The sequence below is a fragment of the Acinetobacter lwoffii genome (assembly GCF_024129685.1).
Taxonomy (GTDB): Bacteria; Pseudomonadota; Gammaproteobacteria; order Pseudomonadales; family Moraxellaceae; genus Acinetobacter; species Acinetobacter lwoffii_X.
In genome coordinates, this window is the sequence record NZ_JAMXXL010000041.1 from 1 (window position 1) to 19,294 (window position 19,294).

At 42.3% G+C, this 19,294-nt stretch carries 20 protein-coding genes; 8 read left to right on the plus strand and 12 right to left on the minus strand.

Annotation, left to right across the window (positions count from 1 at the left end; translation table 11 throughout):
• Positions 1 to 113: 113 nt before the first annotated feature.
• From ispD to NI464_RS14325, 5 genes are read right to left on the minus strand one after another with little or no spacing between them, the layout of a single operon-like run.
• Positions 114 to 827: a 2-C-methyl-D-erythritol 4-phosphate cytidylyltransferase gene (gene ispD, locus NI464_RS14305; RefSeq protein ID WP_004645270.1), complete on the minus strand. Its 714-nt coding sequence runs from the start codon at positions 825 to 827 to the stop codon at positions 114 to 116.
• Complete coding sequence (locus tag NI464_RS14310; protein WP_004645271.1) at positions 796 to 1,188, minus strand: septum formation initiator family protein; 393 nt, start codon at positions 1,186 to 1,188, stop codon at positions 796 to 798. Before NI464_RS14310 ends, ispD begins: the two co-directional genes overlap by 32 nt.
• Before the next feature lie 7 nt (positions 1,189 to 1,195).
• Positions 1,196 to 2,485 (minus strand): phosphopyruvate hydratase, encoded by a 1,290-nt coding sequence (gene eno, locus NI464_RS14315; protein ID WP_004278719.1) that lies wholly within the window; start codon positions 2,483 to 2,485, stop codon positions 1,196 to 1,198.
• Between the two features lie 59 nt (positions 2,486 to 2,544).
• Positions 2,545 to 3,402, minus strand: a complete 858-nt coding sequence (gene kdsA / locus NI464_RS14320; RefSeq protein ID WP_004278721.1) for a 3-deoxy-8-phosphooctulonate synthase — start codon at positions 3,400 to 3,402, stop codon at positions 2,545 to 2,547.
• A gap of 32 nt (positions 3,403 to 3,434) precedes the next feature.
• Positions 3,435 to 5,075 carry a CTP synthase gene (locus NI464_RS14325; protein ID WP_004278723.1) on the minus strand — a complete coding sequence of 547 codons (1,641 nt, stop codon included), beginning with the start codon at positions 5,073 to 5,075 and terminating at the stop codon, positions 3,435 to 3,437.
• Between the two features lie 225 nt (positions 5,076 to 5,300).
• On the opposite strand from NI464_RS14325, the gene NI464_RS14330 reads away from it, so the two are divergent.
• Entirely contained in the window at positions 5,301 to 5,723 is a 423-nt protein-coding gene (locus NI464_RS14330) for a hypothetical protein (protein WP_392390028.1), read from the plus strand.
• 56 nt (positions 5,724 to 5,779) lie between these two features.
• Here NI464_RS14330 and NI464_RS14335 read toward each other — a convergent pair whose 3' ends face one another.
• From NI464_RS14335 to NI464_RS14345, 3 genes are all read right to left on the minus strand, one after another.
• Positions 5,780 to 6,892, minus strand: coding sequence for a YheT family hydrolase (locus NI464_RS14335; RefSeq protein WP_253139214.1), 1,113 nt, complete (start codon positions 6,890 to 6,892; stop codon positions 5,780 to 5,782).
• A 70-nt stretch (positions 6,893 to 6,962) separates the two neighbouring features.
• Complete coding sequence (locus tag NI464_RS14340) at positions 6,963 to 7,373, minus strand: nuclear transport factor 2 family protein (RefSeq protein ID WP_253139217.1); 411 nt, start codon at positions 7,371 to 7,373, stop codon at positions 6,963 to 6,965.
• A 186-nt stretch (positions 7,374 to 7,559) separates the two neighbouring features.
• Positions 7,560 to 9,584, minus strand: coding sequence for an NADPH-dependent 2,4-dienoyl-CoA reductase (locus NI464_RS14345; RefSeq protein WP_253139220.1), 2,025 nt, complete (start codon positions 9,582 to 9,584; stop codon positions 7,560 to 7,562).
• A gap of 166 nt (positions 9,585 to 9,750) precedes the next feature.
• Here NI464_RS14345 and NI464_RS14350 point away from each other — a divergent pair, with 166 nt between their 5' ends.
• The 4 genes from NI464_RS14350 (at position 9,751) to NI464_RS14365 (ending at position 12,954) form a co-directional block, all read left to right on the plus strand.
• Positions 9,751 to 10,299: a PadR family transcriptional regulator gene (locus NI464_RS14350; protein ID WP_253139223.1), complete on the plus strand. Its 549-nt coding sequence runs from the start codon at positions 9,751 to 9,753 to the stop codon at positions 10,297 to 10,299.
• 14 nt (positions 10,300 to 10,313) lie between these two features.
• On the plus strand, positions 10,314 to 11,246 hold the full coding sequence (locus NI464_RS14355) for an alpha/beta fold hydrolase (RefSeq protein ID WP_253139225.1): 933 nt from the start codon (positions 10,314 to 10,316) through the stop codon (positions 11,244 to 11,246).
• A 19-nt stretch (positions 11,247 to 11,265) separates the two neighbouring features.
• On the plus strand, positions 11,266 to 11,970 hold the full coding sequence (locus NI464_RS14360; protein WP_253139228.1) for an SIR2 family NAD-dependent protein deacylase: 705 nt from the start codon (positions 11,266 to 11,268) through the stop codon (positions 11,968 to 11,970).
• An 84-nt stretch (positions 11,971 to 12,054) separates the two neighbouring features.
• Positions 12,055 to 12,954: a LysR substrate-binding domain-containing protein gene (locus NI464_RS14365; protein ID WP_253139230.1), complete on the plus strand. Its 900-nt coding sequence runs from the start codon at positions 12,055 to 12,057 to the stop codon at positions 12,952 to 12,954.
• Between the two features lie 249 nt (positions 12,955 to 13,203).
• Here NI464_RS14365 and map read toward each other — a convergent pair whose 3' ends face one another.
• Positions 13,204 to 13,998 (minus strand): type I methionyl aminopeptidase, encoded by a 795-nt coding sequence (gene map, locus NI464_RS14370; protein ID WP_253139234.1) that lies wholly within the window; start codon positions 13,996 to 13,998, stop codon positions 13,204 to 13,206.
• Positions 13,999 to 14,348: 350 nt separating this feature from the next.
• Between map and brnQ the strand changes: the two genes are divergently transcribed.
• Entirely contained in the window at positions 14,349 to 15,635 is a 1,287-nt protein-coding gene (brnQ, locus tag NI464_RS14375; RefSeq protein WP_253139238.1) for a branched-chain amino acid transport system II carrier protein, read from the plus strand.
• Positions 15,636 to 16,223: 588 nt separating this feature from the next.
• Positions 16,224 to 16,442: a hypothetical protein gene (locus tag NI464_RS14380; protein ID WP_004645284.1), complete on the plus strand. Its 219-nt coding sequence runs from the start codon at positions 16,224 to 16,226 to the stop codon at positions 16,440 to 16,442.
• Positions 16,443 to 16,555: 113 nt separating this feature from the next.
• Here the strand turns inward: NI464_RS14380 and NI464_RS14385 are convergent, their stop codons facing one another.
• Positions 16,556 to 17,014, minus strand: coding sequence for a hypothetical protein (locus NI464_RS14385; RefSeq protein ID WP_253139241.1), 459 nt, complete (start codon positions 17,012 to 17,014; stop codon positions 16,556 to 16,558).
• A 118-nt stretch (positions 17,015 to 17,132) separates the two neighbouring features.
• Here NI464_RS14385 and NI464_RS14390 point away from each other — a divergent pair, with 118 nt between their 5' ends.
• Positions 17,133 to 17,996 (plus strand): alpha/beta hydrolase family protein, encoded by an 864-nt coding sequence (locus tag NI464_RS14390; RefSeq protein WP_004278741.1) that lies wholly within the window; start codon positions 17,133 to 17,135, stop codon positions 17,994 to 17,996.
• A 205-nt stretch (positions 17,997 to 18,201) separates the two neighbouring features.
• Here NI464_RS14390 and NI464_RS14395 read toward each other — a convergent pair whose 3' ends face one another.
• Positions 18,202 to 18,417 (minus strand): hypothetical protein, encoded by a 216-nt coding sequence (locus NI464_RS14395; protein ID WP_253139243.1) that lies wholly within the window; start codon positions 18,415 to 18,417, stop codon positions 18,202 to 18,204.
• Positions 18,418 to 18,584: 167 nt separating this feature from the next.
• Positions 18,585 to 19,172: an abortive infection family protein gene (locus tag NI464_RS14400; RefSeq protein WP_253139244.1), complete on the minus strand. Its 588-nt coding sequence runs from the start codon at positions 19,170 to 19,172 to the stop codon at positions 18,585 to 18,587.
• Between the last annotated feature and the right edge of the window lie 122 nt (positions 19,173 to 19,294).

Consider the following 19,294-nt stretch of genomic DNA (forward strand, 5'->3'; position numbering starts at 1 on the left):
ATCCGCAGATTATGCACGAATGCCAAGAAATTTGGAGTGCAAATATTAACCAAAAAGAAGATCATTTTTTGATTTATGAAAGAGATCTATTTAAATATTATTTGAATATATTTTTAAGCCTGAGCCTGTAAAATCAGCTTGGCCAGTTCCAGATCGTCCGGATAGGTAATTTTAATATTATCGGAACGCCCTTGTACTACACTCACCTGTTCGCCGATATGTTCCAGCGCACTGGCTTCATCAGTAATCGTAGCACCATCTTGCAAAGCCTGCTCAATCGCCCGTTTCAACACACCTAGCTTGGCCATTTGTGGTGTTTGTGCCTGCCATAGCATTGAGCGATCCACTGTTTCCTCAATATCAAAATTGGTTACTACACGCTTAAGTGTATCTCTTACTGGAATCGCCAGAATCGCAGCCTGATCATTTGTAATCGCCGTATTGACTAACTGTTGCAGACAATCCAGACCGACACAGGGACGCGCCGCGTCATGTACCAGCACCCACTCATCTTCAGAAGCGATTTGAGATAAATACGTGAGTGCATTTAACACGGAATTCACCCGCTCGGCACCGCCCAGACAGAAATGGGCTTTCTCTTGACTGGAAAATGGCAGCATTTTTGCGACGTTGTCCTGTTCACCAATCGCCAGGACATAACCCGCCAAAGGCAGTTGATTCAGACGAGCCACCGTATGTTCAAGAACAGTTCGCTCTTGAATCATCTGATATTGTTTCAGTTCTGTTTTGGAGAAACGGCTACCGGAACCTGCAGCTGGAAGAATGACCCAAAGTTTAGGGTGTGGTTGGTGCTTCAGCTGACTCATTGGTTCGCAGGTCTACTTTAGAATTAGGATTAAGATAGATCGGTTTATATTGAGTACTGATCGTGCTCATTTGAATAAAAGTTTCGCGTGGCTTAATCAGACCAAGATCTAAACGCGCATGTTCTTCGATGGCTTCAATACCATTCTTCAAATCATAAACTTCTGCTGCCAGAACGCGATTACGCTCTTTTAGCTCATCATTCAATTCCATTTGTTGTTGGATTTTCTGGGTCAGTTGCTGATGATCATGATAACCACCTTCACCAAACCAGTATAAATATTGAAACCCTGCGATCAAAATGATCGCAAGGCCCAACAGTACTTTACTCGCAGTCGAGTCGAATACATTTAACATTGACATAAGTCGCTTAGTTCAAACCTTTGAACTCAGCTTTACCGCGATATGCAGCATTAGTCAATTCTTCAATACGAAGTAATTGATTATATTTCGCTACACGGTCAGAACGGCAAAGTGAACCAGTCTTGATTTGACCTGCTGCTGTACCTACTGCAAGATCAGCAATGGTTGAATCTTCCGTTTCACCTGAACGGTGTGAAATTACAGTAGAGTAACCATTTTCTTTCGCAAGATAGATGGCATCTAAAGTTTCAGTCAAGGTACCGATCTGGTTGTATTTGATCAGAATCGAGTTACCCACTTTTTCGTTGATACCACGTTGCAGGATTTTCGGATTCGTTACGAACAAGTCATCGCCAACCAACTGGATCTTGTCGCCAAGGATAGAAGTCAGGTAAGACCAGCCTTCCCAGTCAGATTCGTCCAGACCATCTTCAATCGAGATAATTGGATATTGGTTTACAAGACCTGCTAAATAGTCAGAGAACTGGTTGCTTGTGAACGCTTTGTTGCCTTCGCCCGCAAGAATGTACTGACCATTTTTGTAGAATTCTGAAGATGCACAATCCAGCGCAAGCATGATATCAGAACCTGCTTTGTAGCCCGTTTGACCAATTGCTTCAAGAATAACTGTGATTGCTTCTTCGTTTGAACGTAAGTTCGGCGCAAAACCACCTTCATCACCTACCGCAGTGTTTAAACCTTTTTTGTTTAATACTGATTTAAGTGAATGGAAGATTTCAGCACCTGCACGTAGCGCTTCAGAGAATGAAGTGAAGCCTACTGGCTCAATCATAAATTCTTGAATATCGACGTTGTTGTCTGCATGTGAACCACCATTGATGATGTTCATCATTGGTACAGGCATGGTTAAAATCGTTTGACCACGAAGATCTGCGATATATTGGAAAAGAGGAATTTTCTTTTCTTCAGCAGCAGCGCGCGCAGCAGCCAAAGACACTGCCAAAGTTGCGTTTGCACCTAATTTTTCTTTGTTTTCAGTACCGTCAAGCGCGATCATCGTGTTATCGATGTCTTTTTGTTCGAATACTGATTTACCGACCAAAGCGTCACGGATTAACGTATTGACGTTATTTACCGCAGTTTTAACGCCTTTACCTAAGTAACGCGCTTTATCGCCATCACGAAGTTCTAAAGCTTCACGAGAACCAGTTGAAGCACCAGATGGTGCACATGCACGGCCAACTACGCCAGATGCTAAGATTACGTCTGCTTCGATGGTAGGGTTACCACGAGAGTCCAAAATTTCACGTGCACGAATGTCAACGATTTGGCTCATGAACTATTCCTCAGTTGATTAATATGAGCTGCCTATACGGCAGCGCAAGAGTGATAAACTCAGTGTGTATCTAACTTTTCGAAACCTTTAACCAAGGTATCCAATTCTTTTAGCTGTGCCAGGAACGGCTCAAGCTGAGACATGCGCAGCGCACATGGACCATCACACTTGGCTTTTTCCGGATCTGGGTGTGCTTCTAAGAACAAACCAGCAAGACCCGTTGCCATACCCGCACGCGCAAGCGTTGTAATTTGCGCACGACGACCACCGGCAGAATCTGCACGGCCGCCTGGGGTTTGTAAGGCATGGGTCACATCAAAGAATACCGGGACATTCATTTCTTTCATGATGTCGAAGCCCAGCATGTCTACAACCAGATTGTTATAGCCAAATGCCGAACCGCGTTCACAAATGATCAGCTTGTCATTTCCAGCTTCCAGACACTTATGCAAAATATGACGCATTTCGTGTGGCGCAAGGAATTGTGCTTTTTTGATGTTGATGATGGCATCCGTTTTTGCCATGGCTTCAACCAGATCCGTCTGACGGCTTAAGAAAGCTGGCAATTGAATAATGTCTGCCACTTCTGCAACAGGAGCCGCTTGGTACGGCTCATGCACATCGGTGATGATCGGCACATTAAAGTGTTTTTTAATGTCAGCTAACCACTCGAGACCTTTTTCCAGGCCTGGGCCACGGAAAGAGTTCAGGCTTGAACGGTTGGCTTTATCAAAGCTGGCTTTGAACACATAAGGAATGCCCAAACGTGTGCAGATATCGACATAAGTCTCTGCAATTTCAAAAGCCAGGTCTTTAGATTCAAGTACATTCATTCCGCCGAATAATACAAATGGCAAATGATTTGCCATTTGTATATCGCCCAAACGTACAATTTCTTGTGGTTTTAATTGCGACATTTAAACTTCCCTAGTTGTGTCCTACGCACCGATTATTTGGTTTTTTGGTACTGCTTTTTCGCAGCATCAATGAAACCTGCAAACAACGGGTGACCATCACGTGGCGAGCTGGTAAATTCCGGGTGGAATTGTACTGCAATAAACCAAGGATGTGCAGGAATTTCAACAGTTTCTACCAGATGCTGTACCGGAGAATAACCAGAAATCTTCATGCCTTTTTCTTCCAGCACTGGGATATAACGGTTGTTCATCTCGTAACGGTGACGGTGACGCTCGATGATTTCTTCAGAACCATAAACTTCTGCAGTTTTAGTCCCTGCAACCAGTTCAGATTTTTGCGCGCCTAAACGCATCGTGCCACCCAGATCAGAATCAGCAGAACGTTGCTGAACTTCACCACGCTCATCTAACCATTCAGTAATTAAACCAATCAATGGAGATTTGGTTGAACGGTTAAATTCAGTCGAGGTCGCGTCTGCAATACCAGCAACATTACGTGCGTATTCGATCACAGCCAACTGCATACCCAAGCAAATACCGAGGAACGGCACACCGTTCTCACGTGCGAACTGAATCGCCTTCATTTTGCCTTCAGTACCGCGCTCACCGAAACCACCAGGAACTAGAATCGCATCAGCATCTTTCAATACTTCTGCTACATCTTGGCCTTCAAGCTCTTCAGCGTTTACGTAGTCAATCTGAACTTTCACACGGTTTTGAATACCCGCATGTAAAAGTGCTTCGTTGACAGATTTGTAAGCATCTGGAAGTTCAACGTATTTACCGACCATTGCAACACGTACGGTGTATTCAGGGTTCAGTAATGCTTCTACAACGTTATCCCAATCTGTTAAATCAGCTTCAGGAAGATCGTTATAACCAAAACGTTCACAGATTAAATCATCAACATTTTGTTCGTAGAATGTACGTGGAATCTGGTAGATCGAACGTGCGTCTTTACATACCACAACGGCACGTGCTTCAACGTTGGTAAATAATGCAATCTTACGCGTCGTATCTGCATCTACATCGTATTCTGTACGGCAGATGAGAATGTCTGGCTGAATACCAATCGACAGGAGTTCTTTAACAGAGTGCTGTGTTGGTTTGGTTTTTAATTCTGCTGCAGACTTAATGTATGGGAGTAACGTTAAGTGCATTAACATGGTACGTTTATGACCAAGTTCAACCATTAACTGACGTACAGATTCCATGAATGGGAGAGATTCAATGTCACCTACAGTACCGCCGATCTCTACGATCGCAACGTCATAACCTTCGCCTGCACGAAGTACACGCTCTTTGATATTGTCAGTAATGTGTGGAATAACTTGCACAGTACCACCCAGGTAGTCACCACGGCGTTCTTTGTTCAGAACATCCTGATAAACACGGCCTGATGTGAAGTTATTCAGTTTGGTCATTTTCGCACGACGCAAGAAACGTTCGTAGTAACCCAAGTCTAAGTCTGTTTCAGCACCATCTTCTGTAACAAAAACTTCACCATGCTGGAATGGGCTCATTGTCCCTGGATCGACATTAATGTATGGATCCATTTTTACCATGGTCACTTTTAAACCACGAGCTTCTAAAAGTGCAGCAACAGAAGCAGCTGAAATACCTTTACCTAGTGATGAAACTACACCACCAGTAACGAAAATAAAATGGGTCATTGGGTTTCTCGTACAATCGAGCCTAAATCGGCCTGCAATGTTGCGCAATTTTACTTTACCTTGTACCTAGAAAGCAAAGTCAATCCGCATCAATTCAAAGAACAATAAACAATTGACTATTCTAACAGCAATTCCTATAAAAAATTACAGTAAGTTCATATGATTTCTATCTTGCATTTTGCTGCTATAATAGTGTATCCACTCCACACTTTTATGTTTGATGCAATGATGATGAAGAAACTTTTAATCTCCACCCTAATCCTGACTGGCCTGACATTAACTGCGTGTGTAAAAAAAGAAGCACCAAAAGAAGAAGAGCAAGTAGAAGTTACTCCAGCATCTGAAATCTCGACTCCAGAACCAACGCAATTTGAACCGCTTGAACCTGTAGAGCCAGCGGCAATTGAAGAGGAAGTAGCGCCAACGGTTGAAATTCAACGTGAGCAAACTGAAAACACCACGACTGAAATCCGTCGTGAAATCAAAAAACCAGAAACTACTGAGCCGGCACCAGTGCCTGAAACCCGCGAAGAACCTGTGTCAAAGCCTGCTGCGACCACCCCTAAAACCAATTCAAATCCAGAAAACAAGTCTGAGGATGATGCGGTTGCTGACGCAATTGCCGCAGCGATGCCAGCACTTGACTAATTACAGTATCATTCATCAAAAAACCCAGCAGATGCTGGGTTTTTTATTGGAACTTTTTAAGCGGATACTGTTGCCGGTGCACGAGATAAGTGAATCAAATAGTCTGCCATTAGTCGGGTAGCCCAAGATTCGGTTTGCATCAAGCCCTGATAAAAGCCGCAATGACTGCCTTTTTTGGTGGTAATCACCATAATATTAGACATCGCCCGAATTTTTTCTTTATAAGGTTCTAAATTTCGGATGTGACAAACCGGATCATCCTCCGCATTTAAAATCATCAGTGGGATTTTGACACTTTCAAACACATAAATCGGATTGGTTGCCTGAGTATAACTGGCATAATCCGTAAATCCAGCCAGTTCAAAATAGAGTTTTTCAAATTCGGACAGATCTTTAACTTCTAATAACTGTTTCCAGCTTGGGCAGACCTGCCAGGTTTCCTGATAAGGATGAATAAAGCGCTTAATCAGTTTTTTGGCCATGACTTTACTGTAAAACGGATGCACATTGGCAAAACCGGTTTCAGTGTTATAGCCAGGGCATAAGGCAAAAGCCGCTTTGAGTGGGGTTTGTTCACCTTCTTCGCCCAGATAACGCACTAACAATCCCGTACCCGCAGAAGATCCAACCCCATAGAGATCGGACTGAGGAAATCTGTCCTGTATATACAAGAGCTGCTCACGCAAATCCTGAGTTGAACCAAACAGGTTCATTTTAGGCACAGGCATGGGTAAGTCTGCATGACCACGGCGTAAACACAATGCCACACGCCAACCGGTATGTTTATGCAGATCACGAACCAGTTCACGCATCGATTCAGGAGAACCGGTTATCGTATGCAATAAAACAATGGTAGGGGTATTTGCAGGAAGATCCAGTCCATACCAGGCAATACCGGTAATTCCGCCATCTGACATTTTCAGCTGTTCAAGCGCGTCATATTTCAGCTTAATGGTACGTTTTTTAATTAAATCGAAATATAGAATATGTGCGTGTGCATTAGCTAACCACGGCGTAGGGCGATATTTTTGTTGCAGCTGCGGTAAGCGTTCAATGAGTCCCGAAAATACACCATTCGGATTGTAATACAGGGTCGGCTCGTCTGCTCCGCTGAAACGATCCAGATATTCACTGGAAAGCTGACCCAATTTTTTAAGCAACATTTTCATCTGTCATCCCCCTCTAGTTGTACTAGCTGTGATTTACAAATTTCATGCCGACTTGAATCAATAGTTCGAATTAAGTTTTAGCTTGGAATGATTGCATCCGCTGGCCCATCTGTACAGCCAAGGCCTCAAGTCCGGACTTAGGTCGAATCATGACTTCAAAATCAATCATCTGACCCTCTTCATTAAACTGAATCATGTCAACTCCCTTTAGTTTTTTATCGCCCACATTGGCAGAAAACTCAAGTACGACATTGTTACCATCTTCACTTATAAATTCACGGTGATAAGTGAAGTTTTCAAAGACTTGAATGACATTGGTCAAAATAAAAAATACCATCTGTTTTCCAGGATAAGGCTGAAAAGCCACAGGCGAACGAAATACCACTTCTTCAGCAAGTAGTTCATTCAAGATCGACATATCACGGGTTTCCAGCATCTCATGCCAGCGTGCAATGGATTTTTTGGTATTTTCGATGGTCATTTTGGATTCCTTCTTTTTTGATATTTTCTAATAAAAGCTTAAATACTTCTTTCTTTTAATTGACAGAATTCCCCCTTTTATTAAAGGTGAGAAGTACTGCTTCGCAAGGGGGATTCTTTCTTACAAATCCTCTCCCTAACCCTCTCCTTTAATAAAGGAGAGGGGAAAAAGCAGGTTTTAATATTTTCAGATCACCGCTGCCAATTCAGCACCCTGACGGATGGCACGTTTGGCATCCAGCTCACCCGCTTCTTTTGCTCCACCAATCAGATGCACATTTTTACCCACCGCTTTTAGCTCATCAAACATGGCGGTATAAGACTCCTGACCGGCACAAATAATCACGTGATCGACTTCCAACACAGCAGGCTTGTCATTCACGACAATATGTAAGCCCTGATCATCAATTTTTTCATAATTGGCGCCCGCAATCATTTTTACATCACGGTGTTTTAAACCGGTACGATGAATCCAGCCTGTGGTTTTACCCAGACTCGCGCCGACTGAAGCGGCTTTACGTTGCAATAAATAAATTTCACGTTGCGGTTTTTCTACATTTGCGGCTTTTAAGCCACCGACATTTTCATAGTCAGTATCAATACCCCATTCATCATAGAATTTTTCCGGATTGATACTGCCACTTTCCCCTTCATGGCTCAGGAATTCGGCTGTATCAAAACCAATACCGCCTGCACCAATAATGGCAACTCGCTGACCCACTGGCTTACGTTCTTTCAAAACGTCCAGATAAGACAGTACTTTTGCATGATCAATACCTGGAATCTCAAGTTGACGCGGTGTCACGCCTGTTGCCACCACAATGTCATCAAAGTTTGACTGAGCCAGTTCTTCCAGACTCGCCTTATGGTTCAGCTGCAATTTAATACGTGGCTGTAATTCAATCTGGCGTTTGAAATAACGCAAGGTTTCATAAAACTCTTCCTTGCCTGGAATGGTCTTGGCAATATTAAACTGCCCACCAATCTGAGCAGCGGCTTCAAATACCGTCACCTGATGACCGCGATTTGCCGCATATACAGCAAAACTTAAACCTGCAGGACCTGCACCAATCACGGCAATATTTTTTGCCACATTGGTTTCTTTAAAAATGAGCTCTGTTTCATAACAGGCACGTGGATTGACCAGACAGGTGGCAATTTTCATTGAGAAAATATGATCCAGACAGGCCTGATTACAACCAATACAGGTATTGATCTCATCGCTACGACCCTGCTCCGCTTTCAGAACAAACTCCGAATCAGCCAGCATTGGGCGAGCCATAGAAATCATATCAGCATCACCAGATGCCAATACATATTCAGCCATTTCCGGAGTATTAATACGGTTTGAAGTGATTAAAGGAATCTTCACCTGACCTTTCAGCTTACGCGTGACCCAAGTGAAGGCTGCACGTGGCACTTTGGTGGCAATCGTCGGAATACGCGCTTCATGCCAGCCAATGCCAGTATTGATAATGGTCGCACCAGCTTTTTCAATTTCTTTGGCCAACTGGATGACTTCTTCCAGAGTTGAACCGCCTTCGACCAGATCCAGCATAGACAAGCGATAAATAATGATAAAGTTCTCACCGACCATTTCACGGGTACGGCGTACGATTTCAATCGGGAAACGGATGCGGTTTGCATAGCTTCCGCCCCACTCATCATCACGATGGTTGGTACGTGCTGCAATAAACTCGTTAATCAGATAGCCTTCCGAACCCATGATTTCTACACCGTCATAACCGGCATATTGAGCCAGCTTGGCACAATTGGCAAAATCATCAATGGTTTGCTGCACTTCAGCCGAAGTCAAAGCATGCGGTTTGACTGGATTAATCGGTGCCTGAATTGGAGATGGCGCGACATTTTCAGCCTGATAAGAATAACGTCCGGTATGCAGAATCTGCATGGCAATTTTCCCGCCCGCCTCATGTACGGCCTGGGTAATTACCTTATGCTTTTCAGCTTCTTCAAGAGTGTCAAGTTTGGAACCACCATGAAACGTCACCCCATGATCATTTGGTGAAATCCCGCCGGTGACGATTAAAGCGACTCCACCTTTGGCACGCTCTGCATAGAAAGCTGCCATCCGATCATATCCGCCGGGTGCCTCTTCAAGACCAACGTGCATGGAACCCATTAACACGCGGTTTTTAAGCGTGGTAAAACCCAAGTTCAATGGGGCAAGTAAATTCGGATATTTAGACATTTCAACTCCTGAGCGTGCGTTTAGGCTGGCTATTGTTTTAGCAACTGGCAGTTTGATCCCTCAAACTTTCCAGTTTAATGCAACTTGTTGCACTAATTTATATGCCAGAATTGATTTTTATGCAACATGTTGCATAATAATCCTGAGTCACTTTTTTGAGACGCTTATGTCTTTAGCGCATGTTTTATTGACCAGCCTGATTGAAAAGCCCAGCACCGGAATCGAACTGGCCCGCCGTTTTGACCGATCCATGGGCTTCTTCTGGAATGCCACTCATCAGCAGATTTATCGCGAGCTGAATGCCATGCTGCAAAAAGGATGGATTTCGACGATAGAAGAGGAAGATTCCAATAGCCGCAAAAAGACATATCAGGTGGAACGTCTGGGCCGGGAAGAACTGGCCAACTGGATGCTGCAACAAAGTCCACCGGCACAACTGCGCGAAGAACTGATGGTGCGTTTACGTGCCGAAGCCCAACTTGGTGGCAATAACACCTTGGCAGAACTGGAACGCCATCTGGAACTGCATAAAGAAAAACTGAAAACCTATCAGCAGATTTTTGCCAAAGACTTTGCTCAAGCGGACAAAACTGACCGTACCTTATATATTCATAAAATGATTCTGCAACTGGGAATTGATCAGGAACTGGGTTGGATTTCCTGGCTGGAACAGGTTATTCCGCGACTGCAACAATTTGACGCACAACAATTATAAATACGGAGACACACATGCCCTTTTATTGCATGCCCGATGGTGAACAGCTGTTTGTACGCGAATACGGTCGGGGACAGCCGGTACTGGTACTCTCTGGACTTGGCATGCTGAGCTGGCAATGGAAAGCTTTTCTCTATCCGCATCAGAAAAATTTCCGTTTCATTATTCCAGAATGGCGCGGCTTTGGGGCTTCCAGTCGCTGTAAAATTCCGCCAGATAGGGATGCGATTTCCAGTCACTGGTTGGATATTCAGTCGGTAATTCAACAGCTCAATTTAGATAAATTCATTGTGCTTGCTTACTCTATGGGCGCAACCACAGCAATGCACGGCATACATTATGGCAACTTTTCCAGTCAGATTTCTGCTTATTTACATATTGATCAAACACCTAAAATTCCGGTCGATGATGCTTGGGCTTTTGGACTTTTTGGTCCACGTCATCAGGAATTTATCGACATCCTGCAGCAGCTCTCTGCCCTACTTGCACAATATCAGCAAGTTGAATTGATTCGCGATCTTGACGTTTCTGTCCGTAAACAAATTGCCGCCCTATGGCTAAAGTTTATTCAGCTACAAAATGAACAAAAATATAGTCTGAAGGCTTTCGAATTCATCCTAAATCAACCACGACTGCAAAGTCTGTTATTGCCTTCCAGCCGGGCGGATTATATGGCGTGGTATATAAACAATTATTTATATCATCGTGAGGATTATCGTAAGGCACTAGCCCAGCTCAGCTGCCCAGTGACTTTCTTTAGTGGCGTACAATCCAAGTTGTATCCTTTTGAAGGTCAGCGCCTGATTGCAGAAAGCCTGCCTAATGCCAAACAAATAATTTTCAGAAAATCCGGCCATACACCTTTACTGACTGAACCCTTAAAATTTACCCGAGAACTTGGCATCTTCTTAAAAGAAAATTCACAATCTAGCACTTCAGCTGCCTAAAGATTCAGGAGACAGAACAATGAAAAAGCTGGTGGTCTTTTCCGGTGCAGGCATGAGCGCCGAAAGTGGCATTCATACTTTTCGCGACAGTAATGGCCTTTGGGAACAGTATCGTATAGAAGAAGTGGCAACACCTGAGGCTTGGGCCAAAAATTCGCAACTGGTACAACGCTTTTATAATGCACGTCGTAAAAATATTCTGGAAGCACAGCCAAACGCAGCCCATCAGCTGATCACCAATCTTGAAGATAACTTTGATGTGCATGTAATCACCCAGAATATTGATGACTTGCATGAACGTGCCGGCAGCTCCAAGGTGATTCATCTGCATGGCAATATCCGCCTGGCCAAAAGCTCAGGCCCCGACGCACAAAGCACGACCGAGTTTTATCCAATTGAAGGTTCTGAATTAGATTTAAATCAACACTTTTGCAAGGCAGAATATCCGCTGCGTCCGCATGTGGTCTGGTTTGGCGAAGCCGTGCCCGCATATGAAGAAGCTCAAGACTGTGTACAGGATGCCGATATTTTTGTGGTCATTGGTACCAGCCTGCAGGTTTATCCGGTTGCCGGATTAATTCATGAGATTCCTGCAAGCTGTCAGGCCTATTACATCGACCCGAAAGCCGAGCAGCAGCATTTGCCTGGGCAGTTTTACAAAATCCCCCAAAACGCGACCGATGGCATGCAAACACTGCTAGGCTTACTGAAATCCGGGAATTAAATCTTTATGCGCTGCATTCTCTGATTGACAGTATGCAACAATCAATTTTTAATCAGCTTATCGTTGCAAGAATGGAATTAAACCATGCTGTCTGATCTGGATGACTTTTACTGTTTCGCGCAGGTAGTGGAACATGGCGGCTTTAGTGCGGCCGAACGCGCAACCGATATTCCCAAATCCAAACTCAGCCGCCGGGTGTTTAATCTGGAAGAGCGCCTGGGTGTGCGTCTGATTCAGCGCAGTTCGCGTCATTTTGCCGTGACCGATATCGGCATGAATATTTATCGGCATGCACAGGTGATGCTGAGTGCTGCACAGGCAGCGCATGATTTGGTGGATCATCTGAGTACCGAACCGCGTGGAACCATTAAAGTCAGTCTGCCAGTCTCTATTGCCCAGAACGAACTGGCAAAAATTCTGCCGGATTTTTTGAAAAAATATCCTGAAATTAAAGTCCAGATGATGATCACTAATCGCCGGGTCGATATTATCAATGAAGGCTTTGATCTGGCCTTACGTGTCCGTTCCAGCCTGGATGATGACCCAAATCTGGTGATCCGCCAGTTTGAAAAAATTGAGCAGCATTTATTCGCCAGTCAGGGTTATTTAAATGAATTTGGTGAACTAAAAAAACCAGAGCAACTGGCTGAACATAAAATCCTGAGTATGGCCGAAGACCATACCGAACAGTTTCTAACCTTACAAAATGAACAGCAGGAACAAAAAAAAATTCGTGTCAGTCCAACGGTTATGGGTTCTGACTTAAATATGCTGGCACAACTGGCCGCGTCAGGCTCAGGCGTCACTTTGTTGCCAGATAACGTGGTCGAGCAGTACGTGGCAAGTGGTGAACTGGTTCGAGTGCTTCCTGACTGGAAAGCACCGCATGGTATTTTCCATGTGGTTTATCCTTCACGTCGCGGCTTATTACCTGCAGTAAGGGTCTTTATTGATTATCTGGTCGCTGAATTAAATCGGCGCTAAATGAAGTACTTTTGAGAAAAACTAGACAAAAAAATAGCTCATTCTTGGGGAAAAATGAGCCAGAGAAACTTTCACTACAGCATAGTGAGCGAAAAAAAGGGAACCTATGTATCTGACTCTTAGTTTAATCAGATATAAAATCCTAGACCACTGTTTAATGTAGTGTTTTGTATGTTTTCGTCAGCAAGAACGAGTGAGTTGTAATTTATGTAAGTGGATTATCTGAATAAAGATCATTCAATCAATATTTTAAATTTCCGGATACTCACCTGTACCTTCAAGCCAAGGCGACAAGACTTCAAACCCGGTTTCGGTGACATAGACCATATGTTCCCATTGCGCCGACCAGGATTTATCCGTGGTGACTACAGTCCAGCCATCTTTCAGCTCTTTGACGCGGGCTTTTCCCATATTCACCATCGGCTCAATGGTAAACACCATGCCCGGAACCAGTTTAATGCCCTGACCCGGCTGGCCGTAATGCAGAATGTTTGGCTGCTCATGATAGACTTTGCCGATGCCATGACCACAATATTCGCGCACAATAGAATAACCTTCACGCTGTGCAACCGTTTGAATGGCATAACCAATATCACCTAGAGTCGCGCCCGGCTTCACCGCATGAATCCCGGCCACCATGGCTTCATAGGTGGTATTGACCAGTCGCTTGGCTTCTGGAGAAGGAGTTCCAACATAGTACATCCGGCTTGTATCACCAAAATAACCGTCTTTAATAATGGCAACATCAATATTGATAATATCGCCATCCTGCAGAACGACTTTCGATGATGGAATGCCGTGACAAACCACTTCATTCGGTGAAATACAGGTGGTTTTGGTATAGCCATAATAGCCAATATTGGCGGGCGTCACTTTTAAGGTATTTACAATAAAATCATGACAGAGATCATCCAGATATTCAGTCGTGACACCTGGCTTGACATGCTCCCCGATCATCGCTAAAACTTCTGCAGCCAAACGCCCAGATATCCGCAGTTTTTCAACATCTTGCTCAGTTTTAAGACTAATCGCTGGAGCGCGCATATACCTATCCTCACTATGAATCCCTGAATTATAATCCCTTTTTTGCGAAATATGTCGCAGTTGTTGAGTTTCAGTACAGTAATTTTCCTTGAAATAGGACTTTTCACTGCTGCTTATTTGTACAAACAATAACTGACATATTTTGATAGCAAGTGCAGATATTTATTGAGCTTATAAGGAAAAATATATTTTTCAGCGATTTATCAAACATATATTTCTACCAAGATTTGAATGACTGGTTATATGATTCGCAAACTCACTAGAATCAAGGCTTCCAGCCTTAAAATAAACTCCAAAAAATTGGACATATACACTAAAATCGCTTTCTTTTGTTCTATTGATCTCCCTTTATGACAAGTCTGCGTACCCGGGATATTGTCGCCCTAGGTTTTATGACCTTTGCACTGTTTATTGGTGCGGGCAACATTATCTTCCCACCGATTGTGGCTCAACAAGCCGGTGAACACGTATGGCTCGCTGCTTTAGGTTTCCTTATTACAGCAGTCGGCTTACCCGTGATTACCATTATTGCGTTGTCTCGCGTTGAAGGCTCCATTCAGGCACTAAGCTCGCCTCTGGGCAAAGCAGCCAGTATTTTGCTGACTGTAATCTGTTACTTAGCTGTTGGCCCTTTATTTGCGACGCCACGTACCGCAACCGTTTCTTATGAAATCGGTTTTTCATCTTACTTTGGCAATGAATCTGGCAGTCTGCTCATTTACAGCATCATCTATTTTGCTGTGGTGACCATCGTGTCCTTATATCCCAATAAGATTCTGGATACCGTCGGCTATTTCCTGTCGCCACTTAAAATTATTTCTTTGATCATTTTGGGTGTAGCAGCCGTGATGATTCCTGCCAGCAATCCGCCTGCAGCGATCGATAATTACGTTACCAGTCCAGTGACTGAAGGCTTCGTAAATGGTTATTTAACCATGGATACTTTGGGCGCTTTAGTTTTCGGTATTGTGATTGTCAAAGCCATTACTTCACGTGGTGTAACCGATAAAAAACTGATTACCAAATATGCAGTGAATGCCGGCATTATTTCTGGTATTGGTTTAACTCTGGTGTATTTAAGTCTGTTTAAACTTGGACTAGGTAGCCATGAGATTGCACCAAATGCAGCCAATGGTGCCATTATCCTGCATGCATATGTACAACATGCTTTTGGCGATATGGGTGCTTACTTCCTGTCCGGCATGATTTTTATTGCCTGTATGGTGACTGCAATTGGTCTGACTTGTGCCTGTGCTGAGTATTTCTCCAACTTGACCAAGATTCCATACAAGATCTTTGTATTTGTTCTGGTGGGCTTCTCACTGGTGATTTCAAACCTGGGTTTAACCAAACTGATTGCTGTTTCGGTTCCAGTCTTGAGCGCTATTTATCCGCCTGCCATTAGCGTCATTATGCTGAGCTTCTGTGCGAGCTTCTTCAAGAAACCATCTCATGTGATTGCACCAGTGACCCTGGTAGCCTTTATCTTTGGTATTTTTGATGGATTAAAAGTCGCTGGTTTTGAATTGCCTGCATTACTGCAAAATTTACCTCTATCAGATCAGAATCTGGCCTGGTTTATCCCGTCCATGATTGTATTGCTGATTACAGCTGTGATTGACCGTATTAGAAACTAAAATTTCTAGGATGTCTGAAAAATCGTATTTTTACCCAAAATCCGGTTTGAGCGTGATCAATAATTGTCAGGTTTTACCCAAACGGACATTTATTGTTTCTTAATAATGACATCAAATCACCGCTGTAAATCTTGATACTAAGATTTTCTATAAAATATGATGTATAGAATTGCACTTTAATTATTTTATTTTTTTATATAAATATAAACAGAAATTTTAATTTCCTGATTTTAGATACTTATTGTTGCCAACTTAAACCAAGTCCCCCTCCGAGTCATACGCAAGCTTACAAAGTATTGATTAACACTACATATCTTTGGCGTAGAATTTGCATTTTCTATCTGGTCGCATTAATCAAATGATGACTACATCTTATTTCCAAAATTAGCTGGAGGTGAAATCTGAAAATATAATTCTTGCCTAATCAAGTGATTATGTAGTTATACGACTAAAGATGACCATTTTGACTGTAAAAGCCTGCCACAGCAGTTGCAAAGGTCCAAATTAAACAGTACAACTATATATTCAATTCTGACTGATTAAATCTGCTTTAATCTTCAATAACATAAATAAATGGGAGGGATGGAGATGTTATCATTACATTTCAACAAGCAAGTCTTCATTGACGCTCTTAAAGCCAACAACACCAATCTGGTGACATTTATATGCACCACTTTTGCACTCATGCTGACTTTAACCGTCCATTGCTTAATTCAAGGTAATCTAAAACTTGAATACTTTGGCTATGCACTGATTGTCTCAGCTGCATTTTTCCTATGGGCTGCCATAGACCAGAAATACCGATAAACAAATTTTAAATTAGCCCAGATGGATGATTTGGCCAGTCATCCATCTGGTGAAAAAAGTGTTTTAACTTTCAATCATTCCGACATCCTTTCAGAATAACTATAAAAAGAAGATTAAAATAATCCCGCAAATGCCCCATAGAGCAAGATCCCCGTCCCGCCCAATTCTGCGACAATTAAACCTAGCATGGCGAAAGTCATTAAACTTCCTGGCAAATGAAACTTACCCAACTGATGCGGCTGTTTAAACTGATTTGTCGTGTCTTGCAGAAAACCATGCAGCATATAAGCGGCAATCGAGAAGCTGAAAAACAGAATATTGATCAGTACGCAAATCAGATTCACTATACTCGGCAACACTGAACAATAGGCCAGCATTGCCAAAATTAAGGTCGCGGGCGCATAAAGTAGGCTGCTACGATGGGCAATATCGACATAATAATGTGCACGTGACTGAGACGATTGACGAATCTGCCAATATTTCCAGACACCAGTAAACATCCCGATCCACAAGAAGATTCCACTAAAAATAATGCCGATTTTAACGGCCAGCTCAAGTTCTATTAGCTGCATAAAATCATTCCATGTTTATTATTTGACTGACTTTAAAGTCATGTTTTCCCCAAGCTACCCTGCTAAAAATCTATACAGTAAAAGCTTCATCGGGATTATAAAAATCATAGTGTATCGTATGTCTGAATTTGAAACATTGACTCTCCAGTGCCAAGATGGCTATCGCTTAAGTGCACGTTTTTATGCAGCTATTTCTGAAACTGACAAACTTCCAGTATTAGTCTGTCCGGCAACTGGCATTACTAAACAGTTTTATCATCAGTTTTGTGTGTGGTTACAAGCTCAAGGCTATGCCGTTATGGTCTTTGATTTCCGGGGGATTGGTGATTCACTACATGGCCCGTTGAAAAATTCAAAAGCCAGTATTGTGCAATGGGGTCAACTGGATATACCGGCCGCGATTGATGCTTTATTAACGCGTACCAATGCAAGAAAAGTGATACTACTTGGACATAGTGCCGGTGGTCAGCTTTTAGGTATTGTGCCAAATTACGATAAAGTCGCAAAAGTGGTGGCCGTCTCTGGCTCTACTGGACATGTGAAAGGACTCAAAGGTAAAACCAAGTTACTTGCGCCAGTGATGTTTAATGTTATTTTCCCACTGGCACGCATCACTAAAGGCTATGGCCCGACTCAAGCGATTGGTATGGGTGAAAACCTGCCGAAAGATGTAGCTCGCGAATGGGCGCAGTTCTGTAGTAAACCGGGTTATGTAATCAACGCGATTGGTAAAAATATTGCACCATCCCATGATTATCATGCTCAAGTCACCTGCCCGATTACCTCAATCTGGTCATCGGATGATGAAATTGCCACGGAAGCCAACGTGAAAGATTTACTGCGTTTATATCCAAACGCAAAAACCCAGATAATTGAACTTAGACCTAAAAGTTATGCCTATAAAACCATTGGTCATATGCTGATGTTTAAAAAGTCGCATCAGAATTTATGGCCGGTGATTGAACAGCAATTGGCTGTTTAAATCAGATTTAGATGGTTATTTGCGGGCTGCTGTGTTCTAATACACGCAGTTTGAGATGAGCCTCTTACAGTATATGGGCTTGACCTATATACGACTAGCCCCTAACCATGGGGCTTTTTATTGTCTGAATATTTTAAAACAGATATAAAAATGGGCTGACGATAACGCCAACCCATTTCTTTCTTTATCGAATTAAATATTATTTTTACTCAATGTCATAGACCCAATTTCGTGCCTGTTTCTCAGTCGTGGTTTCACAAACATAATAGTCATGATCCCAAGAATCTGGATGGAAGATTTCACGTTTGTGATAGGTCACTTGTTTGGCATTTTCGACACAGGTGAAGCTATCACCTTGGTCTTTGACTTGGGTTCCATTAAGGAAACCACCAATACAGAGAAATCGGGATTGTTTGGGCATTTTTACATCAACTTGCTAAAGCATTTTTCAGTGTGAGGATTAAACGATTTATTTAAGTTGATGTAAAATGAATTTTATTTCACATACTAAATTACGATTAGTGCCAAAGGTTTAAATAAAATGTTATTTACTACTAAAATTTAATTAATACTTAAAAATCTCTGAAGTTAATGAATATTTTCATTTTCTCTCAAAAACTTAATAGCATTCACGACACTATTAAATATAAACTTACTTTCAATTTTATTTAACGGCGTATTATCGTGAGCCAAGCTTTGATTGTTACGCACATCATTAAATGCTTCGAGAATGGATATATTACTTTTTAAAATACGTTCCGACATATCACTTTCTAGCTTTCCTTTTTTCTTCAAATCTTTAATATATTCTCCCAATAAACTATGTAAAGGCTTATCTCTATTTAAATCGATGCTATTTTTTGCACATATTTCACGAATAAAATTTGTTGTAAACGTATGCAATCGATCAAGAGCAGCTTCAGGATTCCCTCTATCCATACTACTTTTCATCTCACTTATTAAAAGCTCTAAAGTGATATTATTTAAAGTAACACTGTTACTAAGCTCTGAAATATCAGGATTACCATTTTGTAATCGTTCAGCAATTCCTATGCATTCATCCATCAATTTAAGATTACTATCAGCAAAAACACCTTCTGCATCACCATAAGAAATAAGTGCTCTAAGTACTCTAGAAACAATAAAGTCTTCTTCTATTTCCCAAAATGCTCTCAATCTTTTAGCTTTAGAAGTTCCGTTTACATAGTAGATCTCTTGCGAAAGTAAAAAATTGTTTATACTAGCCCCATGAAATATGAAAATTTAACTCGATTTAATGATGGGGAATTTAAACGACT